Origin of the sequence: Parasphingorhabdus sp. (assembly GCF_039939955.1) — a bacterium.
GTDB lineage: Bacteria > Pseudomonadota > Alphaproteobacteria > Sphingomonadales > Sphingomonadaceae > Parasphingorhabdus.
The window spans coordinates 250744-268889 of record NZ_JBDVHS010000006.1 but is presented as its reverse complement, the minus strand read 5'-3'; the positions used below and the strand labels follow the sequence as shown (position 1 = coordinate 268889).

The 18146-nt window shown below is 54.8% G+C and carries 18 protein-coding genes; 10 read left to right on the top strand and 8 right to left on the bottom strand.

What is annotated here, in order from left to right; all coding sequences use genetic code 11:
• Nucleotides 1-4: 4 nt before the first annotated feature.
• Genes ABJG22_RS12475 through ABJG22_RS12450 form a run of 6 tightly spaced genes read left to right on the top strand, consistent with a single transcriptional unit; the run spans nucleotide 5 to nucleotide 4285 of the window.
• A complete protein-coding gene (locus tag ABJG22_RS12475) occupies nucleotides 5-223 on the top strand; it encodes a membrane dipeptidase (protein WP_348020598.1) in 219 nt (72 codons plus the stop codon).
• 2 nt (nucleotides 224-225) lie between these two features.
• Nucleotides 226-1368, top strand: a complete 1143-nt coding sequence (locus ABJG22_RS12470; RefSeq protein WP_348020597.1) for an acyl-CoA dehydrogenase family protein — start codon at nucleotides 226-228, stop codon at nucleotides 1366-1368.
• A gap of 7 nt (nucleotides 1369-1375) precedes the next feature.
• Nucleotides 1376-2419 carry an enoyl-CoA hydratase/isomerase family protein gene (locus tag ABJG22_RS12465; protein WP_348020596.1) on the top strand — a complete coding sequence of 348 codons (1044 nt, stop codon included), beginning with the start codon at nucleotides 1376-1378 and terminating at the stop codon, nucleotides 2417-2419.
• A complete protein-coding gene (locus ABJG22_RS12460; protein ID WP_348020595.1) occupies nucleotides 2416-3198 on the top strand; it encodes an enoyl-CoA hydratase-related protein in 783 nt (260 codons plus the stop codon). The genes ABJG22_RS12465 and ABJG22_RS12460 overlap by 4 nt, the downstream gene beginning before the upstream one ends.
• Nucleotides 3155-4081 carry a 3-hydroxyisobutyrate dehydrogenase gene (mmsB, locus tag ABJG22_RS12455; protein WP_348020914.1) on the top strand — a complete coding sequence of 309 codons (927 nt, stop codon included), beginning with the start codon at nucleotides 3155-3157 and terminating at the stop codon, nucleotides 4079-4081. Before ABJG22_RS12460 ends, mmsB begins: the two co-directional genes overlap by 44 nt.
• Nucleotides 4082-4087: 6 nt before the next feature.
• Nucleotides 4088-4285, top strand: coding sequence for a hypothetical protein (locus tag ABJG22_RS12450; RefSeq protein ID WP_348020594.1), 198 nt, complete (start codon nucleotides 4088-4090; stop codon nucleotides 4283-4285).
• 8 nt (nucleotides 4286-4293) lie between these two features.
• Here the strand turns inward: ABJG22_RS12450 and ABJG22_RS12445 are convergent, their stop codons facing one another.
• Nucleotides 4294-5823, bottom strand: a complete 1530-nt coding sequence (locus tag ABJG22_RS12445; RefSeq protein WP_348020593.1) for a CpaF family protein — start codon at nucleotides 5821-5823, stop codon at nucleotides 4294-4296.
• 171 nt (nucleotides 5824-5994) lie between these two features.
• Here ABJG22_RS12445 and ABJG22_RS12440 point away from each other — a divergent pair, with 171 nt between their 5' ends.
• Entirely contained in the window at nucleotides 5995-6915 is a 921-nt protein-coding gene (locus ABJG22_RS12440; RefSeq protein ID WP_348020592.1) for a DMT family transporter, read from the top strand.
• An 87-nt stretch (nucleotides 6916-7002) separates the two neighbouring features.
• Here the strand turns inward: ABJG22_RS12440 and ABJG22_RS12435 are convergent, their stop codons facing one another.
• From ABJG22_RS12435 to ABJG22_RS12415, 5 genes are read right to left on the bottom strand one after another with little or no spacing between them, the layout of a single operon-like run.
• Entirely contained in the window at nucleotides 7003-7260 is a 258-nt protein-coding gene (locus ABJG22_RS12435; RefSeq protein WP_348020591.1) for an ATP synthase F1 subunit epsilon, read from the bottom strand.
• Nucleotides 7261-7307: 47 nt separating this feature from the next.
• Nucleotides 7308-8753 carry a F0F1 ATP synthase subunit beta gene (gene atpD, locus ABJG22_RS12430; protein WP_348020590.1) on the bottom strand — a complete coding sequence of 482 codons (1446 nt, stop codon included), beginning with the start codon at nucleotides 8751-8753 and terminating at the stop codon, nucleotides 7308-7310.
• Nucleotides 8754-8778: 25 nt separating this feature from the next.
• A complete protein-coding gene (locus ABJG22_RS12425; RefSeq protein WP_348020589.1) occupies nucleotides 8779-9657 on the bottom strand; it encodes a F0F1 ATP synthase subunit gamma in 879 nt (292 codons plus the stop codon).
• Nucleotides 9658-9688: 31 nt separating this feature from the next.
• The gene (gene atpA, locus ABJG22_RS12420) at nucleotides 9689-11218 is read right to left on the bottom strand and encodes a F0F1 ATP synthase subunit alpha (RefSeq protein ID WP_348020588.1); all 1530 of its coding nucleotides are present in this window, start codon (nucleotides 11216-11218) and stop codon (nucleotides 9689-9691) included.
• A 12-nt stretch (nucleotides 11219-11230) separates the two neighbouring features.
• The gene (locus tag ABJG22_RS12415) at nucleotides 11231-11785 is read right to left on the bottom strand and encodes a F0F1 ATP synthase subunit delta (protein ID WP_348020587.1); all 555 of its coding nucleotides are present in this window, start codon (nucleotides 11783-11785) and stop codon (nucleotides 11231-11233) included.
• Between the two features lie 289 nt (nucleotides 11786-12074).
• Between ABJG22_RS12415 and ABJG22_RS12410 the strand changes: the two genes are divergently transcribed.
• Genes ABJG22_RS12410 through ABJG22_RS12400 form a run of 3 tightly spaced genes read left to right on the top strand, consistent with a single transcriptional unit; the run spans nucleotide 12075 to nucleotide 14325 of the window.
• Complete coding sequence (locus ABJG22_RS12410) at nucleotides 12075-12548, top strand: DUF1203 domain-containing protein (RefSeq protein ID WP_348020586.1); 474 nt, start codon at nucleotides 12075-12077, stop codon at nucleotides 12546-12548.
• Complete coding sequence (gene ada / locus ABJG22_RS12405; RefSeq protein ID WP_348020585.1) at nucleotides 12545-13570, top strand: bifunctional DNA-binding transcriptional regulator/O6-methylguanine-DNA methyltransferase Ada; 1026 nt, start codon at nucleotides 12545-12547, stop codon at nucleotides 13568-13570. The genes ABJG22_RS12410 and ada overlap by 4 nt, the downstream gene beginning before the upstream one ends.
• Entirely contained in the window at nucleotides 13567-14325 is a 759-nt protein-coding gene (locus tag ABJG22_RS12400) for an isocitrate lyase/phosphoenolpyruvate mutase family protein (protein WP_348020584.1), read from the top strand. The genes ada and ABJG22_RS12400 overlap by 4 nt, the downstream gene beginning before the upstream one ends.
• On the opposite strand, the gene ABJG22_RS12395 is transcribed toward ABJG22_RS12400, so the two are convergent.
• Nucleotides 14319-15857 (bottom strand): trypsin-like peptidase domain-containing protein, encoded by a 1539-nt coding sequence (locus ABJG22_RS12395; RefSeq protein ID WP_348020583.1) that lies wholly within the window; start codon nucleotides 15855-15857, stop codon nucleotides 14319-14321. The genes ABJG22_RS12400 and ABJG22_RS12395 overlap by 7 nt on opposite strands.
• Before the next feature lie 99 nt (nucleotides 15858-15956).
• Nucleotides 15957-18122: a primosomal protein N' gene (locus ABJG22_RS12390; protein ID WP_348020913.1), complete on the bottom strand. Its 2166-nt coding sequence runs from the start codon at nucleotides 18120-18122 to the stop codon at nucleotides 15957-15959.
• Nucleotides 18123-18146 lie beyond the last annotated feature (24 nt).

Genomic DNA, 18146 nt, shown 5'->3' with positions numbered 1-18146 from the left:
CGGCATGGTGATCAAAATGCTGCCTGTGACAGCAACAGATGGCGGGATAAGATTCACCCCGGACGATCTGGCCGATGTATCGACTTATCCGGTGCTGTTTACTGAGCTGGCACGGCGCGGGTATAGCAGCACGGATCTCGCTAAGATTGCACGCGGTAACATCTTGCGGGTAATGCGAGGCGTCGAATCAACCGCCGCGAAAATAGAGAAGAAGCAGAAATAGATATGACCCAGTTCTCTCTGACCGAAGACCAGCTTGCCATTCAGGAAATGGCGCAGAAATTTACAGCCGATGCGATCACGCCTTATGCTTCGGAATGGGATGAAAAGCATATATTCCCGCGTGATACGATCAAACAGGCGGCTGAATTGGGTTTTGGGGGCATTTATGTGTCCGAGGAATCGGGCGGTATCGGTTTGGGGCGACTGGAAAGCGCGATCATCATGGAAGCCATGGCTTATGGCTGTCCCTCGACCAGCGCCTTTATTTCGATCCACAATATGGTCAGCTGGATGATCGATGCGTTCGGTTCGCAGGCGGTAAAGGACAAATATCTGCCCGACCTCGTGCCGATGGAAAAAATCGCCAGCTATTGCCTGACCGAAGCCGGGGCCGGATCGGATGCGGCTTCGCTGAAGACCAAGGCGGTGCGTGATGGCGATGATTATATCGTCAACGGATCCAAACAGTTTATTTCCGGCGGCGGGGAGAACGAGATTTACGTCACGATGACGCGTACGTCCGACGATGGGGCAAAGGGCGTTACCTGCCTTGTTATCGAAAAGGACATGGAAGGCGTCAGTTTTGGCGCGCAGGAAAAGAAACTTGGCTGGCACTCCCAACCCACAGCGCAGGTCAATTTTGACAATGTCCGCGTACCCGCTGAAAACCGGGTGGGTGATGAAGGCGAGGGTTTCCGGATTGCGATGGCGGGTCTGGATGGGGGGCGTTTGAACATCGGCGCTTGCTCTCTTGGCGGTGCGCAGCGTTGTCTGGATGAAGCGTTGACCTACACCAAAGATCGCAAGCAATTCGGCAAAGCGATCAGCGATTTTCAGAACACCCAGTTCATGCTTGCTGACATGGCCACCGACCTGGAAGCGTCGCGGGCGCTGCTATATCTGGCCGCAGCCAAAGTTACCGAAGGCGCGCCGGATAAAACGAAATTCGCGGCCATGGCGAAGCGACTGGCTACTGATAATGGTAGCAAGATTGTCAACGATGCCCTGCAACTCTTTGGTGGATATGGTTATTTACAGGACTATCCGATCGAACGCTTTTGGCGGGATTTGCGGGTGCACAGCATTTTGGAAGGTACCAATCAGGTCATGCGGATGATCGTTTCGCGCGAACTGCTCCGACAATAGGGAATATATGACAGAAGATATCATCATTAGAAAAACGGGACGGGTTGGCCATATCAGCCTGAACCGTCCTAAAGTTATTCACTCATTGAACCTGGATATGTGCCTGGCGATGACGGAAGCATTGCTTGCGTGGCGTGACGATGATGATGTTGAAGCGGTCATTCTCGATCATAGCGAGGGGAGAGGATTCTGCGCCGGCGGTGATATTGCGATGCTGCGGGAATCCGGAATGACGGACGGCAAGAAAGGCCGCGAGTTTTTCTACAAGGAATATCAGCTCAATCACTTGATGTTTGAATATCCGAAACCGGTGGTCGCCTTCATGGATGGTATCACCATGGGCGGCGGCGTCGGTATATCGCAGCCTGCTCAATATCGGGTAGCGACGGAATATACGCGCTTTGCCATGCCGGAAACGGGGATTGGCCTGTTCCCCGATGTGGGTGGCGGCTGGTATCTGTCTCGATTGGCGGGACGATTGGGACAGTTTCTGGCATTGACCGGCGCGCGCCTCGATGGAGCAGAATGTATGGCTGTGGGGATTGCATCCCATTATCTGCAATCGGAAGTGCTGGCAGAAGCAAAACAACAAATTGCCAAAAATCCGGATCATATTGAGACCATATTGGCGCAGCTTTCTGGCGATGTGCCGGATGCCCGGATCACCAATAATCTTGATAAGATCGACAAGTTTTTTGCCTCGGACCGCTATGAAGATATTTTGGAGGCGCTGGCAGCCGATGATAGCGACTGGGCGGCCAAAGAACGCAAAACGCTGGGCACCAAAAGCCCGCAGACCTGCAAGGTAGCTCTGCGCCAGCTCAAGGAAGGCGCGGCGATGGACAGCTTTGCCGACGAAATGCGCAATGAATATCGCATCGGCTATCATGTGCTGGTGATGCACGATTTCCTCGAAGGGGTTCGGGCGCTGATTGTCGACAAGGACAATGATCCGAAATGGAATCCACCGACCGCTGAGGATGTCACAACCGAATGGATCGACAATATTTTCGCGCCGCCGCCGGCAGATGAAGAATGGAAACCCCTATGACCTACGAAACAATTCTCTCCGAAAAACGGGGTGCAGTCACCCAGATCACGCTCAACCGGCCCAAATCGCTCAATGCGCTGAATAGCCAGGTGCTCGATGAGCTAATTGACGCATTTGCTGCATTTCAGGCGGATGAGACGCAAAATTGCGCTGTCTTGACCGGTTCGGGCGACAAGGCTTTTGCCGCTGGCGCGGACATCAAGGAAATGTACGACAAGTCCGCCGCCGATTTCTATCTGGAAGACTTCTTCGCCAAATGGACCAGCCATATCGTCAAGGCGACCCGCAAGCCGTGGATCGCAGCGGTCAACGGCTTCGCTCTGGGCGGCGGATGCGAACTGGCGATGATGGCGGATATCCTGATTGCCAGCGACAAGGCGAAATTCGGCCAGCCGGAGATCAAGCTTGGCGTAGCGCCCGGCATGGGCGGCTCGCAGCGGCTGACTCGCGCGGTCGGCAAGGCCAAATCGATGGACATGTGCCTGACCGGCCGGATGATGGATGCCGAGGAAGCCGAGCGTTCGGGTCTGGTGGCGCGCGTCGTTCCGCATGAAGAGCTGCTCGACGAGGCGCTCAAATCGGCCGCAATCATCGCTTCGATGCCGCCAATGGCGATTCAGGTGAACAAGGAAATGGTCAATTCCGCGTTCGAGAATAATCTCGAACAGGGACTGGTCCACGAACGGCGTCTGTTCCAGATTCTGACTGCCACGGAAGACAAGAAAGAAGGCATGGCTGCGTTTATCGAAAAACGCGAAGGCCAGTGGAAAGGACGCTAAAATGAAAATCGGATTTATCGGCCTAGGCAATATGGGCGGTGGCATGGCTGCCAATCTCGCAAAAGCAGGGCATGAGGTTCATGCCTTTGACTTGTCCGGCGAGGCATTGGCGCGCGCTGGCGAAGCCGGCTGTCATCCGGTCAGCGATGCTGCCGAGGCGGTGAACAATATGGAAGTGGTCGTTACGATGCTTCCTGCTGGGGCGCATGTCCGTAAGGTCTATGAATATGAAGTCATCATCAATGCCAATCCCGGCACTTTGGTAATCGATTGCTCGACCATCGACGTTGATAGTGCCCGTGATGTTGCCACGATGGCGGAGGCAAAGGGGCTCGTGCCGGTAGATGCACCGGTTTCCGGCGGTATTGCTGCGGCCAATGGTGGCACGCTCACCTTCATGGTTGGCGGTAGCGATGACGGTTTCAAACGCGCAGAACCGATTCTTGCCGATATGGGCAAGGCGGTGATCCACGCCGGTGGTAATGGCGCAGGGCAGGCAGCTAAAATCTGCAACAATATGCTGCTCGGTGCATCGATGGTTGCAACCTGCGAGACCTTTAAAATGGCGGAGAAACTGGGGCTCGATCTCCAGAATTTCTACGATATTTCCTCCAAAGCTTCGGGACAAAACTGGTCCATGACCAGCTATTGTCCGGTGCCCGGTGTTGGGCCGCAAAGCCCGGCAGACAATGGCTATGAGGGTGGCTTTGCCGCTGCGCTGATGCTCAAGGATCTGCGTCTGGCGATGGAAGCGGCGGAAAGTGCCGGAGCCGATGTGCCGATGGGTGCAGAGGCCGCGAAACTCTATGAGCAATATGCGGAAGCGCAGGGGCAGGGCGGTAAGGATTTCTCCGGTATCATCAACATGCTGGACAAGGGCTAGTCATTGATGCCGCCGCTATGGATGGTGCTCTGCGGTTTATCGGCGGTGATCGCCCTGATTTCTGAGATCGCTAACCGACGGCGCAACAATCGCCGCGATATCGAAGATGTTGGTTTCATGCCTTGGTCAACGATCACCGCTTTGGCGTTGTTGACCTTTGGGATATCAATTGCCTTCGGTCTTGGAATTTTGTCGACCGAATAATATGCCTGTTACAGGCAGGCTTCCAGCAGGGGCTGATCAAAGCCATATTGCCGCGCTTTGTCGAGCGTATAGGGGCGCAGACCAGCGGATTGATATTCACCGATGATCTTACCCTCAGCATCCTCATCCAAATATTGATATTTGAACAATTCCTGGGTCACGATCACGTCGCCTTCCATGCCGATCACCTCGGTGATGTTGGTTGTGCGGCGTGAGCCGTCGCGCAGTCGTTTCACCTGAATGATGAGATCGACGGATTCTGCAATCTGCCGGGAAATTGCCTCTTTCGGAATTTTGATGTCACCCATCAAAATCATATTTTCCATACGGCCGAGACACTCGCGTGGGCTATTTGCGTGAAGCGTACACATGGAGCCATCATGGCCGGTGTTCATGGCGGCGAGAAGGTCGAAACATTCCGCGCCACGAATCTCACCCAGGATGATCCGGTCGGGACGCATACGCAGGGCGTTTTTCACGAGATCTCCAATGGTGATCGCGCCTTCACCTTCCAGATTTGGCGGCCGCGTTTCGAGCGGTAGCCAATGTGGTTGTTGCAGACGAAGTTCGGCAGCATCCTCGATGGTCAGCACGCGTTCGCCGGGATCGATCATCTTGGACATGGCGTTCAGCATCGTCGTTTTACCGGAACCGGTACCGCCGGAGATGACCACGTTGAACCGGCAGGCACCGGCGATTTTCAGCACAGTTGCCATGGGATCGGACATGGATCCAAAGCCCTTCATCATGTCGATGGTGATCGGCTTATCGGAAAACTTACGGATGGAGAGGGCCGTACCTTTGAGGCTCAGCGGCGGAACGATAACGTTTACACGCGAACCATCTTTCAAACGGGCATCGGCCAATGGTGTCGTCTGATCGACGCGGCGACCAACCTGGTTCACGATCCGCTGGGCGATCTGGAACAGATGTTCTTCATCGCGGAATTGGATTGGTGCAAGCTCAAGCTTACCTTTGATTTCTATATAGGTCTGCTCAGGGCCGTTGACCATGATATCCGAAATGTCCGGGTTGCTCAGCAGTTCTTCGAGCGGACCAAAGCCGAGCAATTCGTCGACTAGAACTTTTTCCAGTGCAAATTGCTCGCGCCGGTTAAGCGTGAGCTTGAGCTCGGTCAGCACTTCCATGATGATCGGGCGGAATTCTTCGGTCAGTTCTTCTTTATTCAGCGTCGCTGCGGCCTCTGGATCGACACGTTCAAGCAGGCGAGGGAGAACCTGTTCCTTAATCTTATGGACAGAGGCACCAAAACCTTCTGATTTGTCGGTATCTTCGACCATTGGCTGGGACCGTTCGGAAAGCCTGGCCATTGCATCGCTTTGATCTGTTTTTGGCGGGGGCGGGGTCTCTCCACCCGGAATTGGCATTGTTTCAATCGGAGGAAATTGATTTCCACCCAAATTGTCTTTGGACTTCCGGGAGTCAGTAGTTTTCTTACCACCACCGTTCATTGGCTTGGCTACCCCGAAGGATGGTTTTCCGCCGCCCAGTCCATTTTTCTTGCCAAATGCGCTCATGCTAATGTGTCCGATATGTCTGATGTCATACGATCTATGCTCCCTTTCTCAGATAATGGTTAATAAACCGGAAAACTTGCTCAATTGCGTAGACGGTCGCGAAAGAGTCTTTTGTGGCTTGTACAGCGCAAAGGAGCCGCTAAGCCTTGGAAATACACAAGGAACAATATTTTGAACGCAGATCAAAATCGCGAACGCACGGTCGCCGCCGGAGGTATTACGCTAGCGCTTATTGCGTTCGCTGGTTTCCCGCTCGGGGATGCCGTGATCAAGTCTATGGCCGGAGATTGGCCGGCGCAGGCGGTTGCCGCTTTGCGCTTTTCAATCGGTGCTCTGGCTTTAGCGGTAATCTTGTTTCTACGCGAAGGGCGTAAAGGTTTTCAGGTCAATCGGCCCTGGCTTCACATGGCCCGCGGATTCACCCTATTTGTCGGAACTATCACCTTCTTTTCCGCCATCTACATCATGCCATTGGCAGATGCGGTTGCGATATCGTTCGTCAATCCGATCCTCACCGCGTTATTTTCCGGTTGGTTTTTGAAAGAGAAGATGCAGCCGCGCACCTGGATAGCAACGATCATCGCCTTTGGTGGCGTGTTGATCATGCTCCGCCCTAATGTCGCTGCTTTTGGCTGGGTCGCTATTTTGCCGCTATTTTCGGCGGTCGCGATGGCGACAATGCTCATTCTCAATCGCATGGTATCGAGCCAACGATCGATTTTCGCGGCGCAATTTTATATCGCCTTCTGGGCAGCCATATTCCTCGTCATTGCTACGCTGTTGGGGCACTGGTTTATCCCTGTCATGTCGGTCCCGAGTGCGCCTGACTGGGACGTTATTCTGCGCTGCGCGTTGGTAGCCTTAACCGCAACAGGTTGTCATTTTCTGCTGTTCATGGCGACGATGCGGACGACTGCGGCGGCAATTGCGCCGATCGTCTATATCCAGCTGCTGATCGCGACGGCAATCAGCGTCTTCGTCTTCGGCGACCCGATTGATCGAACCGCGATGATGGGGGGATTGTTGATAATATTGAGCGGCTTGCTGCTTTGGCACAGCGAACGCAAGGCAACGACGGTGCTGGAGGCTTAGCGCTGGTTAGAAGGTAGCCTTAGGCCACCGAAGAGCAACTGATGGTGATAAGCGCCGTAAAATTCGCTTATCACCTTGATCAGAAAATCAGGAAATCGCTTCGGCCAGAACAGTCAGGCCCTTTTCATCCACTTGAGCAAAGCCACCCTGTACGGAGATTGTCTCAGCCGCAGCGCCTTCGCTGGCGTAAATGACCAGATCGGCGTCGCGAATTGTAGACATCACAGGAGCGTGATCAGCGAGCACGCCAAAATCACCCTCGGTGCCGGGCACAACCACCATGAAAACATCATCCGACCGGACGAGTTTTTCAGGGGTTACGAGTTCGAAATGTAGGTTCGCCATTATTCAATTCCTAAACCCTCTCCCTCGCGGGAGAGGGGTTTAACGCATTAAGCTGCTTCAGCAGCCATTTCTTTGCCTTTTGCGATCGCTTCTTCAATGCCGCCAACCATGTAGAAGGCATTTTCAGGAAGGTGATCATATTCGCCATCGACAACGGCTTTGAACGATTTGATCGTATCTTCCAGATCAACGAACTTACCTTTGATGCCGGTGAAGACTTCAGCAACATGGAAAGGCTGTGACAGGAACTTCTGGATCTTACGAGCCCGCTGAACGACCAGCTTATCTTCTTCAGAAAGCTCGTCCATGCCGAGAATGGCGATAATGTCCTGCAAAGACTTATATTTTTGCAGTGTTTCTTGAACAGCACGGGCCGTATCATAATGCTCTTGGCCAACAACACGTGGCTCAAGAACACGCGATGTAGAATCGAGCGGATCAACAGCCGGGTAGATGCCCAGTTCTGAAATCGCACGGTTCAAAACGGTCGTAGCGTCCAAGTGGGCAAAGCTGGTTGCCGGTGCAGGGTCGGTCAAGTCATCGGCAGGAACGTAAATGGCCTGAACCGATGTAATCGAACCCTTGTTGGTGGAGGTAATACGCTCTTGCAACGCACCCATGTCGGTAGACAGGGTAGGCTGATAGCCCACAGCCGAAGGAATACGGCCAAGAAGTGCGGACACTTCCGAACCAGCCTGCGTGAAGCGGAAGATGTTGTCGACGAAGAACAGAACGTCCTGACCTTCCTGGTCACGGAAATATTCAGCCTGGGTCAAACCGGACAGGGCCACACGAGCACGTGCTCCTGGAGGCTCGTTCATCTGACCGAAGACCAATGCCACTTTCGAGCCTTCCGACTTCGGATTGCCGTCGGCATCTTTGGCGATAACGCCAGCGTCGAGGAATTCGTGATAGAGATCGTTACCTTCACGGGTACGCTCACCAACACCAGCGAACACGGACGTACCGCCGTGGCCTTTTGCGATGTTGTTGATCAATTCCTGAATAAGCACGGTCTTGCCCACGCCGGCACCGCCGAAGAGACCAATTTTGCCGCCCTTTGCGTATGGTGCGAGCAGATCGACCACTTTAATGCCGGTAACCAGAATTTCTGATTCGGTAGATTGGTCAACAAATGCAGGTGCTTCTGCGTGGATTGGGGCAACTGCTTTTGCGCCAATAGGGCCACGTTCGTCAATTGGTTCACCAACCACGTTCATGATCCGACCCAATGTTTCAGGACCAACAGGCATCTGGATCTGTGCGCCGGTATCGGTCACTTCCTGACCGCGGGTCAAACCCTCGGTGGAGTCCATAGCGATGGTCCGGACGGTGTTTTCGCCCAAGTGCTGCGCTACTTCAAGCACCAGCCGGTTGCCGCCATTGTCGGTTTCCAGAGCGGAGAGGATAGATGGGATGTCCGAGTCAAAGGTTACGTCGACAACAGCGCCGATAACCTGTGAAATGCGGCCTACATTTTTGCTTTTTGCCATTTTGCTTCTTCCTTGCGTAGATGCTTTAGAGCGCTTCAGCGCCAGCGATAATTTCAATCAATTCGGTGGTAATCGCGGCCTGACGGCTGCGGTTGTAAACGATGGTGAGGTTGTCGATCAGATCGCCGGCATTGCGGGTCGCATTGTCCATTGCGGTCATCGATGCGCCTTGCTCCGAAGCCATATTTTCCAGCAGCGCACCAAATAGCTGCGTTGTCAGATTGCGCGGGAGCAATTCAGCGAGAATTTCTTCTTCATCCGGTTCGTAATCAACGGCGCCTTCGGTTCCCGATGCTGCGGTATCATCGCCCAGTGCAACCGGGATGATCTGCTGCGTTGTCGGTTCCTGAACCAATGCCGACCGAAATTTTCCGTAGAACAGATGCGCTACGTCAAATTTCCCGTCTTCGATCAGGTCCGTAAGTTCCGCAGCAATTGCTTTCGCTTCATCAAAACCCGGTGTCTTCGCTTCCGACGTATCGAAATGCTTCAAAATCTGACCAGGATATTGCCGTTTGATAATCGGCAGACCTTTACGGCCCACCATATAGAACAACACTTTCTTGCCTTCGGCGAGCAGCGCTTCCGCTTTCACCTTGGCTTCTTTGACAATATTCGCGTTAAACGCGCCACAAAGGCCGCGATCAGAAGTCGCGACAACAAGCAAATGCGTTTCGTCCTTGCCGGTGCCAGCAAGCAGCTTCGATGAATTTTCATCAACCGCTACCTTGGAGGCGAGGTTGCCCATCACCTTTTCCATCTGCTCCGCATAGGGACGCGCAGCTTCTGCAGCCATCTGCGCCCGGCGCAATTTGGCTGCTGCGACCATCTTCTTGGCCTTGGTGATCTTCTGGGTCGATTTAACCGACTCAATCCGATCTTTCAGTTCTTTCAAACTAGCCATTTTGGCTCCTTACCCGTTGGGTTCGTCTGGCTTAGCTAAAGGTCTTGCCGAAAGCTGCGAGTGCGTCTTCGAGAGATGCCTTAGTGTCATCTTTCAAGTCACCGCTCTCACGGATCGTTTTCAGAATATCAGCATGTTCGCTTCGCATGTGAGAAAGCATCGCTTCCTCATAGCGCACAACATCATTGACGCCGACACCATCCAGGTGACCGTTGGTACCTGCGTAGATAGAAGCGGTCTGCTCTTCGAATGGAAGAGGCGAGAATTGTGCCTGCTTCAGAAGCTGCGTCAAACGCTCACCACGGGCCAGCAATTGCTGGGTCGAAGCATCAAGGTCGGAACCGAACTGCGCAAAGGCGGCCATTTCACGATATTGTGCCAAATCGAGTTTAATCGAACCGGACACTTTCTTCATCGCTTTCGTCTGTGCAGCAGAACCCACACGAGAAACCGACAGACCCACGTTAATCGCAGGACGGATGCCTTGGTTGAAAAGATCCGTTTCGAGGAAGATCTGACCGTCGGTAATCGAAATCACGTTGGTCGGAATATAGGCGGAAACGTCACCAGCCTGTGTTTCAATGATCGGCAATGCGGTCAAAGAACCGGAGCCATTGTCTTCGTTCATCTTTGCGGCACGCTCAAGCAAGCGGCTGTGAAGATAGAAAACGTCACCAGGATAAGCTTCACGTCCTGGAGGACGACGCAGAAGCAAGGACATCTGACGATAAGCCACAGCCTGTTTGGAGAGATCGTCATAAACGATACAAGCGTGCATGCCGTTATCGCGGAAATATTCGCCCATCGTCACACCGGTATATGGTGCGAGATATTGAAGCGGAGCAGGCTCGGAAGCAGAAGCGGCAACAACGATGGAATATTCCATAGCGCCATTTTCTTCGAGCTGACGTACGATCTGAGCAACTGTTGAACGCTTCTGACCCACAGCAACATAGATGCAGTAAAGCTTTTTGCTTTCGTCATCCGAAGCATTGACGGTCTTTTGGTTGATGAACGTGTCGATTGCGACAGCGGTCTTACCGGTTTGACGGTCACCAATGATCAATTCGCGCTGACCACGGCCAACTGGCACAAGAGCGTCAAGCGCCTTCAGTCCGGTCTGTACGGGCTCGTGAACCGATTTCCGTGGGATAATGCCAGGTGCTTTTACTTCCACACGGCTACGCTTTTTGGTTTTGATTGGGCCTTTGCCATCAATCGGGTTGCCAAGACCATCGACCACGCGGCCGAGAAGTTCTTTGCCGATCGGAACGTCCACAATCGTACCGGTCCGCTTAACAACGTCGCCTTCTTTAATTTCAGCGTCAGAGCCGAAGATCACGACGCCGACATTGTCAGCCTCAAGGTTCAAGGCCATGCCCTGAACGCCGTTGGAGAATTCAACCATCTCACCAGCTTGTACCTGGTCGAGACCGTGAATACGGGCAATACCGTCACCGACGGCAAGCACGGTTCCGACTTCGGAAACCTGAGCTTCATTGCCAAAATTGGCGATCTGGTCTTTGATGACCTTTGAAATTTCTGCGGCGCGAATATCCATGTATCTCTTCCTTTAGCCTTTCATGGCCTGCGATAGGGTGTTCAAACGGGTTTTAATGGAGCTGTCGATCATCTGACTGCCGATTTTCACGACCAGCCCGCCCAATATGGACGAATCAACGGCGGTGGAAACGCTAACATCGCTTCCCACACGTTTCTTGAGCTGCGCCTTGAGCGCATCAATCTGCTTTTCATCCAGCGGATGAGCGGAGGTTACTTCAGCGGACACTTCACCACGATAGCCTGAAGCCAAGGTCGTGAAGGCGCGAACAACGGCTGGTATCTGGTCCAGACGACGGTTGCTGGCAAGAACGCCGAGCAAGTTTGACGTCAGATCATCAAGCTTCAGAGATTTCGCAGTGGCTGCAATGGCCTTGCCGGCATCGCTGCGGGAAACGACCGGGCTGCTGATCAGCGCTTTCAGGTCATCCGATTCGGCCATGGCCGCGCTCAAAATGCTAAGGCTGTTTTGAACACCGTCGATGCTCTTCTTTTCGTTTGCAAGAGTGAACAGCGCAGTGGCGTAACGCCCTGCTAAGCTCGCTCTGATGCCGCTGGAATGATCCACGCGTTTGCTTCTCCCTGACCGAAATGCTGGTCTGAAAACCGTTTATGAAATGGTCCGCTTTATGGCCGGAAATCCTGCGATTCCGCCCACGGATGCGCGGCGTCTAGCAACCATTTTACCGCGATGCAAGATGGCTTTGGGAATCATTTTTTTGGGAGACGAAACCAGCAGTTTTTTGCGGCTTTCAATTATCCCGTGCAGAATATTTTGCTTTGAACGCAAGATACGGGAAGCCGCTTCGGTCGATGTCATTTAAATCCGCAGTAGTAACCCGTATTGGAGACTATTTATGACCTATCAAATCACGGGATTGAGCCCGGATATTGCCAAGTCTTTTCAGGGCGCAACCGAAAAAGAGCTCAAAGCGCTGCGCGCGGTGCATATAACCGCAACCAGTAAACCAGGCTTTCCATGCCGCATCTCTCTGGAGGACGCGGAAGTAGGCGAAGAGCTGATCTTGTTTCACCATATATCCCATGATGTGGATTCTCCTTACAGAAGTTCATATGCGATATTTGTGAGAACCGGACAGACAGAAGCGGCGCAATATACGGATGCAGTGCCGCCGGTTTTTCACGACCGCCCTCTTGGTATGCGCGCGTTCGGCGAGGATAGCAGGCTGAAAACCGCCAGCCTGTCTTTGCCCGGTGACGCCGACCAAACCATCCGTCAACTCTTTGAACTGGACGAGGTTACCTATATAGACGTGCACAATGCAGCCCATGGATGTTTTGTCGCGCGGGTGGAGAGATTCGAGTCATGACCGACGAACAAGTCGATAGCGATCAAGCGTGGAGCGCGATGCAGGCCCGTGACCGGTCGTTTGATGGCAAATTCGTCACTGGCGTCCTGAGTACGGGAATCTATTGTCGCCCTTCTTGCGCTGCCCGCCATCCGAAACGTAAAAATGTGCGCTTCTTTGCAAAAGCAGAGCAGGCAGAGGCAATAGGCCTGCGGGCCTGTTTGCGTTGTCACCCCAATGATGTCGCCCGCGATGAAGCAGCGGTAAAGCTAGTGATCGACACTATTCGCATGGCTGAGACTGCGCCGAAGTTAGGCGAGTTGGCCGATCTAACCGGTTATTCACCGACCCATCTTCAGCGGATTTTTAAACGGGATACGGGCCTGTCTCCCGCGGCCTATGCACGGGCATTACGATCCGAACGGGTGGAGGATGCCTTGGCCAGCGGGGTGTCAGTGACCGAGGCGATATATGATGCTGGCTATGGCTCCGCTTCACGATTTTATGAGGAACGCAAAATGGGTATGGCACCGAATGTTTGGAAAAATGGCGGGATAGGGGCGACCGTATATTGGGCGACCGTTGAAACGTCTCTCGGTATCATGTTGGTTGCGGCTACAGAAAAGGGCGTTTGCTGCCTGTCCTTCAATGAGGGGGAAGCAGAATTGCGCCAACGCTTTCCGAAAGCGGACTTGTCAAAGGGGGGGGCAGCATTCGAACAGCTGCTGAGTGATGTGGTCGCTCAGGTCGAAACACCCGGACGACCCCATAATATCCCGCTCGATGTTCGGGGCACCGCTTTTCAGGAAGCGGTCTGGCAGGAACTGCGTAAAATCCCCGAGGGCGAAACCCGCAGCTATGCCGATATTGCCGCCGCCATCGGCAAGCCCAAAGCGGTCCGTGCCGTGGGCAGTGCCAATGGCGCCAATAATGTCGCGGTCCTGATCCCCTGTCACCGCGTGGTGCGCAGCGACGGGACGATGGGCGGCTATGCCTATGGACTGGAGATCAAGCAATCTTTGCTGGAAAAGGAAGCAAAATGAACGAGAAAATAAAGCGCTTTGGTGACCTCCATGTTCCGGGCAATCCCCTGATATTGATCAATATCTGGGATGCGGGCAGTGCAAATGCGGTCGCAGCAGCGGGCGCAAAGGCCTTGGCCACTGGAAGCTATGGTGTCGCAGGAGCGCAGGGCATCGCCGATGGTGAGGCGTTTTCTCTTGATGATGCGATTGCCAATCTGGACCATATTGCATCTGTGTCGGAGCTGCCGATCAGTATTGATCTAGAGGCTGGATATGGTGCCGATGCATCGGAAGTGCGCCAATCCGTGCAACGTGCCTATGATGCGGGCGCCAGCGGTATCAACATGGAAGATCGCATGCCGGGTGAAGACAAGTTGTTGGCACCGGAGGTGTATGCAGAAAGATTGAAGGCCGCTGCCTCAACCGGGATTTGGGTGAACGCCCGCTGCGATGTTTTTCGCGGTCAATCGGCCGAAGATAATGGTGAAGCCCTGGTGGCGGAGGTTCTCGAACGCGCGAAAATATATGCGGATGCCGGGGCAGGGAGCCTATTTGTCCCCTTCCTGGGCAAAGCAGATTGTATTGGAGCCATTTGCGAAGCATCGCCTTTGCCGGTCAATATCCTGCGCGCGCCGGACGGACCAGATCATAAGGCATTGGCTGAGCTTGGCGTTGCCCGGATCAGTCACGGCCATCAATCATGGGCCGCAGCGATGGATTGGCTGACTGGACAAGCGCAGAAAGTGTTCGCGGGCGGTGAACCCGATTATTGAGCGGGTTTTTTGCACTCATAAACCAACCGTTCATTCGCCTGGCTGGGTAGTTCGGCTCTGATCGCTTTCACCATATCCTCGATATCGGCCAGTGCCTTATCGTCCGTCGTGCAGGCCCGGTTGCCATATTGGGCGCGGATGGCGCGGGCTTTGGTCATCGCTTCCAGTCCCATCAAATAGCGTTCTTCGGTAAATTCGCTGCGATCCGGCTGGAAGCTGCTGATCGTGATTGTCTGTTCTTCATTGGGCACAAATATGCGCGACCATTTGGCGCCGTCGCGGCCATATTGGGTGCGGCCGTTGACGCAGCCGCCCTCCGTCCATTCGATCGGCAGTTCATTCTCTTGTGACACGGTGATCCGGCTGCGCTGGGGATTGATCGTGCACTGATACCGGCCTGCTGCGGTAATGGATGTCGGGGTTTCACCCTTGCCGGATTGCTCTTGCAGTGCGGCTGCGACCCGGTCATCGATCTCGCTGAAATCCGGGCGTGACAGGAAGGTTATGACGGCACCGAGGAGAAGAACTGCTGCGCCGCCGGCTGCCATGATCGCCGGATTGCGCTTGCCCTGAACCATCAGGACGCCCGCGCCGCCAGCGGCTAGCAGGGCCAGAGCCAGCATCAGTGCGGCCATGGCTATTCTATTTTCACGTTCGGTAATAATGTCTTGCGATATGCCGGTGCGCAATTTGGTTTCTGCGCGTTCGCGCTTGAGGGCTTCCGCCTGCTTTGCGGCTTCGACTTGCGCACGGGCGGCGGCTTCACGCTGCTGTTCTTCTTGGCTGATCTCTGCGGCAGAACGGCAGGGACTTGCCGTTGATCCCGCCTTTACGCCAGCTTTGCGTAAGAAGGCCAATATTTCACGCGCTGACACGGCAAATCCAAATTCCGCGTCATTGCCGTCACTGATGGATCCAAAGCTGTTCGCGCCGAGCACCCGGCCGCAATTGTCGATTAGCGGTCCGCCGCTGTTGCCCGATGCAATGGGCGCCGTGTGCAGGATTGTGTCAAATTGCTTGGTAGTCCGTCCGCCGGATACGGTGCCGGTGGTCTTGACCGGCGACATCGGGTTGATCAGATCATCCAGATCGAGACCTTGGGCCCGATCGACAGAGCCGGGATAGCCGACCGCCACCACATCTGCGCCATCGGCAACAGGGCCACCAAAAACCGCCAATGGTGGCAAACGTCCACCGTCCAATACCTGAATGAGCGCAAGGTCATTATCTGGCGAATATGCGATGATCCGTCCACCATAGCTGATCCCGCCCTGCGACGGGATGATCCCGATGACAACCGACTGCTCTTGTCGTGCAATCTCTACGACATGGGCGTTGGTTACAATCTTGTCGGGCGCAACCGCAAAGCCGCTGCCATGGCCGACGAACGCAACCTTGTTGCCGTCCTTTGCCGCGAGCACGACCCGAACAACCGAACGGCTGGCGGCGCTGATGTCTGCGGGGTCGGCCTGGGCGGGGCCGGCTAACAGAGTGGCCGCCAATATACTGATGATCGCAAGAAGTCGGTTCATAGCGGGGCTTTCAGTTGTGCTTCAGAATCAATGTGGAGCCTCATAGGCAATCAGCGCTACCGAAGCCAAAGCCGCGCATCAAGTGCGGAGGAAAGTCCATCAAACAAAACTATAGGGGTCCACATCCACCCCGACACGCACCGCACGGGGCCATTCTAGCTGTTCCAGCCAGTCGCGCATGATGTCCTGCAAGTCGACGGATCTCAGAGCATGAACCAGCAACCGGTGCCGGTGTCGACCGCGCAACATCGCCAATGGGGCAGGGGCCGGGCCATATACCGAGAAACCGTCGAGCTTGGGAGCGGTCTGGCCTATCAGTCGTGCGGTTTCCATCGCTTCCTTATTGTCCTCGGACGAAACGATAATCGCGGCCCAGCGCGCGAAAGGCGGAGCCAGTGCTTGTCGGCGGGATTCGATTTCGGCGGTGTAAAAGCCTTCCCGGTCATTCTTGATCAGGGCCTGGATTACGGGGGCACTCGGCATACGGGTCTGGACGTAGACCCGGCCCGGTTTTTCCGCGCGTCCAGCCCGTCCGGCTACCTGCGCAATCTGCTGAAAACTGCGTTCAGCTGCGCGCAAATCGCCGCCTTCCAGCCCGATGTCGGCATCGACCACACCTACCAGAGTGAGATTGGGAAAATGATAGCCTTTGGTCACCAGCTGGGTGCCGACGACGATATCAATTGCCCCCGCTTCCATTTGATTGACGAAATCGGCAGCGCGCTGGGGTGACCAGATCGTGTCCGAGGTCACAATTGCCGTTCGGGCCTGCGGGAATAGCATTTTGACTTCATCGCAAATCCGTTCGACGCCCGGGCCGCAAGCCACAAGACTGTCCTCGTCACCGCATTCGGGGCATTTTTCGGGGAGCGGCATGACATGGCCGCAATGATGGCAGGCAAGGCGGCGGGTCAGGCGATGCTCGACCATCCATGCGGTGCAATTGGGACAATCAATCCGGTGACCACAGGTCCGGCACAAGGTCAGCGGCGCAAACCCGCGGCGGTTGAGGAACAAGAGAGATTGTTCACCCTTGCCGAGATTTTCTTCGAGCGCATTGACCAGCGTAGGGGCGAGCCAGTTTCCGCGTGGCGGCACATCCTCGGTTAGATCGAGCGCTTCGATGTCTGGCATCGTTGCCCCGCCGAACCGTGCCGGCAGGTTGAGCAGTTCATAATTGCCCTGCTCAACCTGATGGCGGCTTTCTATCGCGGGGGTAGCGGAGGCTAGAATGACCGGAATTTTTTCGTATAACCCGCGCATGACTGCGACATCGCGGGCGTGATAGCGCACGCCATCTTCTTGCTTGAAGCTGGTTTCATGGGCTTCATCGACGATGATCAGGCCGAGATTGGCATAAGGCAGGAACAGGGCAGAGCGCGCACCGACAATCACCCGAGCATTGCCTTCGGCCAGCGCCCGCCAGTTCTTCTTGCGCTCCGACTGCTTCATCCCGCTGTGCCATGCCAAGGGTTCGGCACCGAAACGGGCCTCGAAGCGGGCAAGAAATGGTTCGGTCAACGCGATCTCGGGAAGCAGGACCAGCACCTGCTTGTCTTGGCGCAGCGCTTCTGCAACCGCCTCGAAATAGACCTCGGTTTTGCCCGAACCGGTTACGCCATCGAGCAAAAACGGCTTGAACTGGGATGCGCGCACGGCGTCTATCAAGACGTTGCTGACATTTGTCTGGTCGTCGCTGAGATCGACCGTGCCGAAATTGGCTGTGGGTTCTGACGTCGCAGCGAAAGGGGATATTTCCTCTCGATCAAAAACCCCCAGTTTCTCTAGGCCCCGGATGACCGCGATCGAGACGCCCGCTTTTTGGGCTAGCTCGCTGATCGTACCTTGTGCATCGATGAGCTTTTCAAGCGCCTGTTCGCGCTGTGCTGTCATGCGATCGGGAATTTTGCCGTTCAATCGATATTCGCTGATCGGCCGGTTGTCGGCAAAGGCGGCTCCGCTCGACAATACCATGCGCAAGACCGATGCAGGTGAGGCGAAATAATAGGCGGCTGTCCATTCGATCAGTCGGCGCAGTGGAGCACGCAACGGAGGTACATCGCGCAGTTCAAGCAGTGGTCGCAGCTTTTTCGGGTCGATCTCTTCCACGGGAAAGCTATCGGCCTCCCACACAATGCCGGGCATTTTGCGGGGGCCAAGCGGGGCCATTACGATGGAACCCGGCTCGACTTGCATACCATCGGGTACGCGGTAATCGAGCGGACCCAAAGCGGCATTGAGAAGAAGGACGCGAACGCGATTCATATCCATGCTATAGGCAGGTAATCA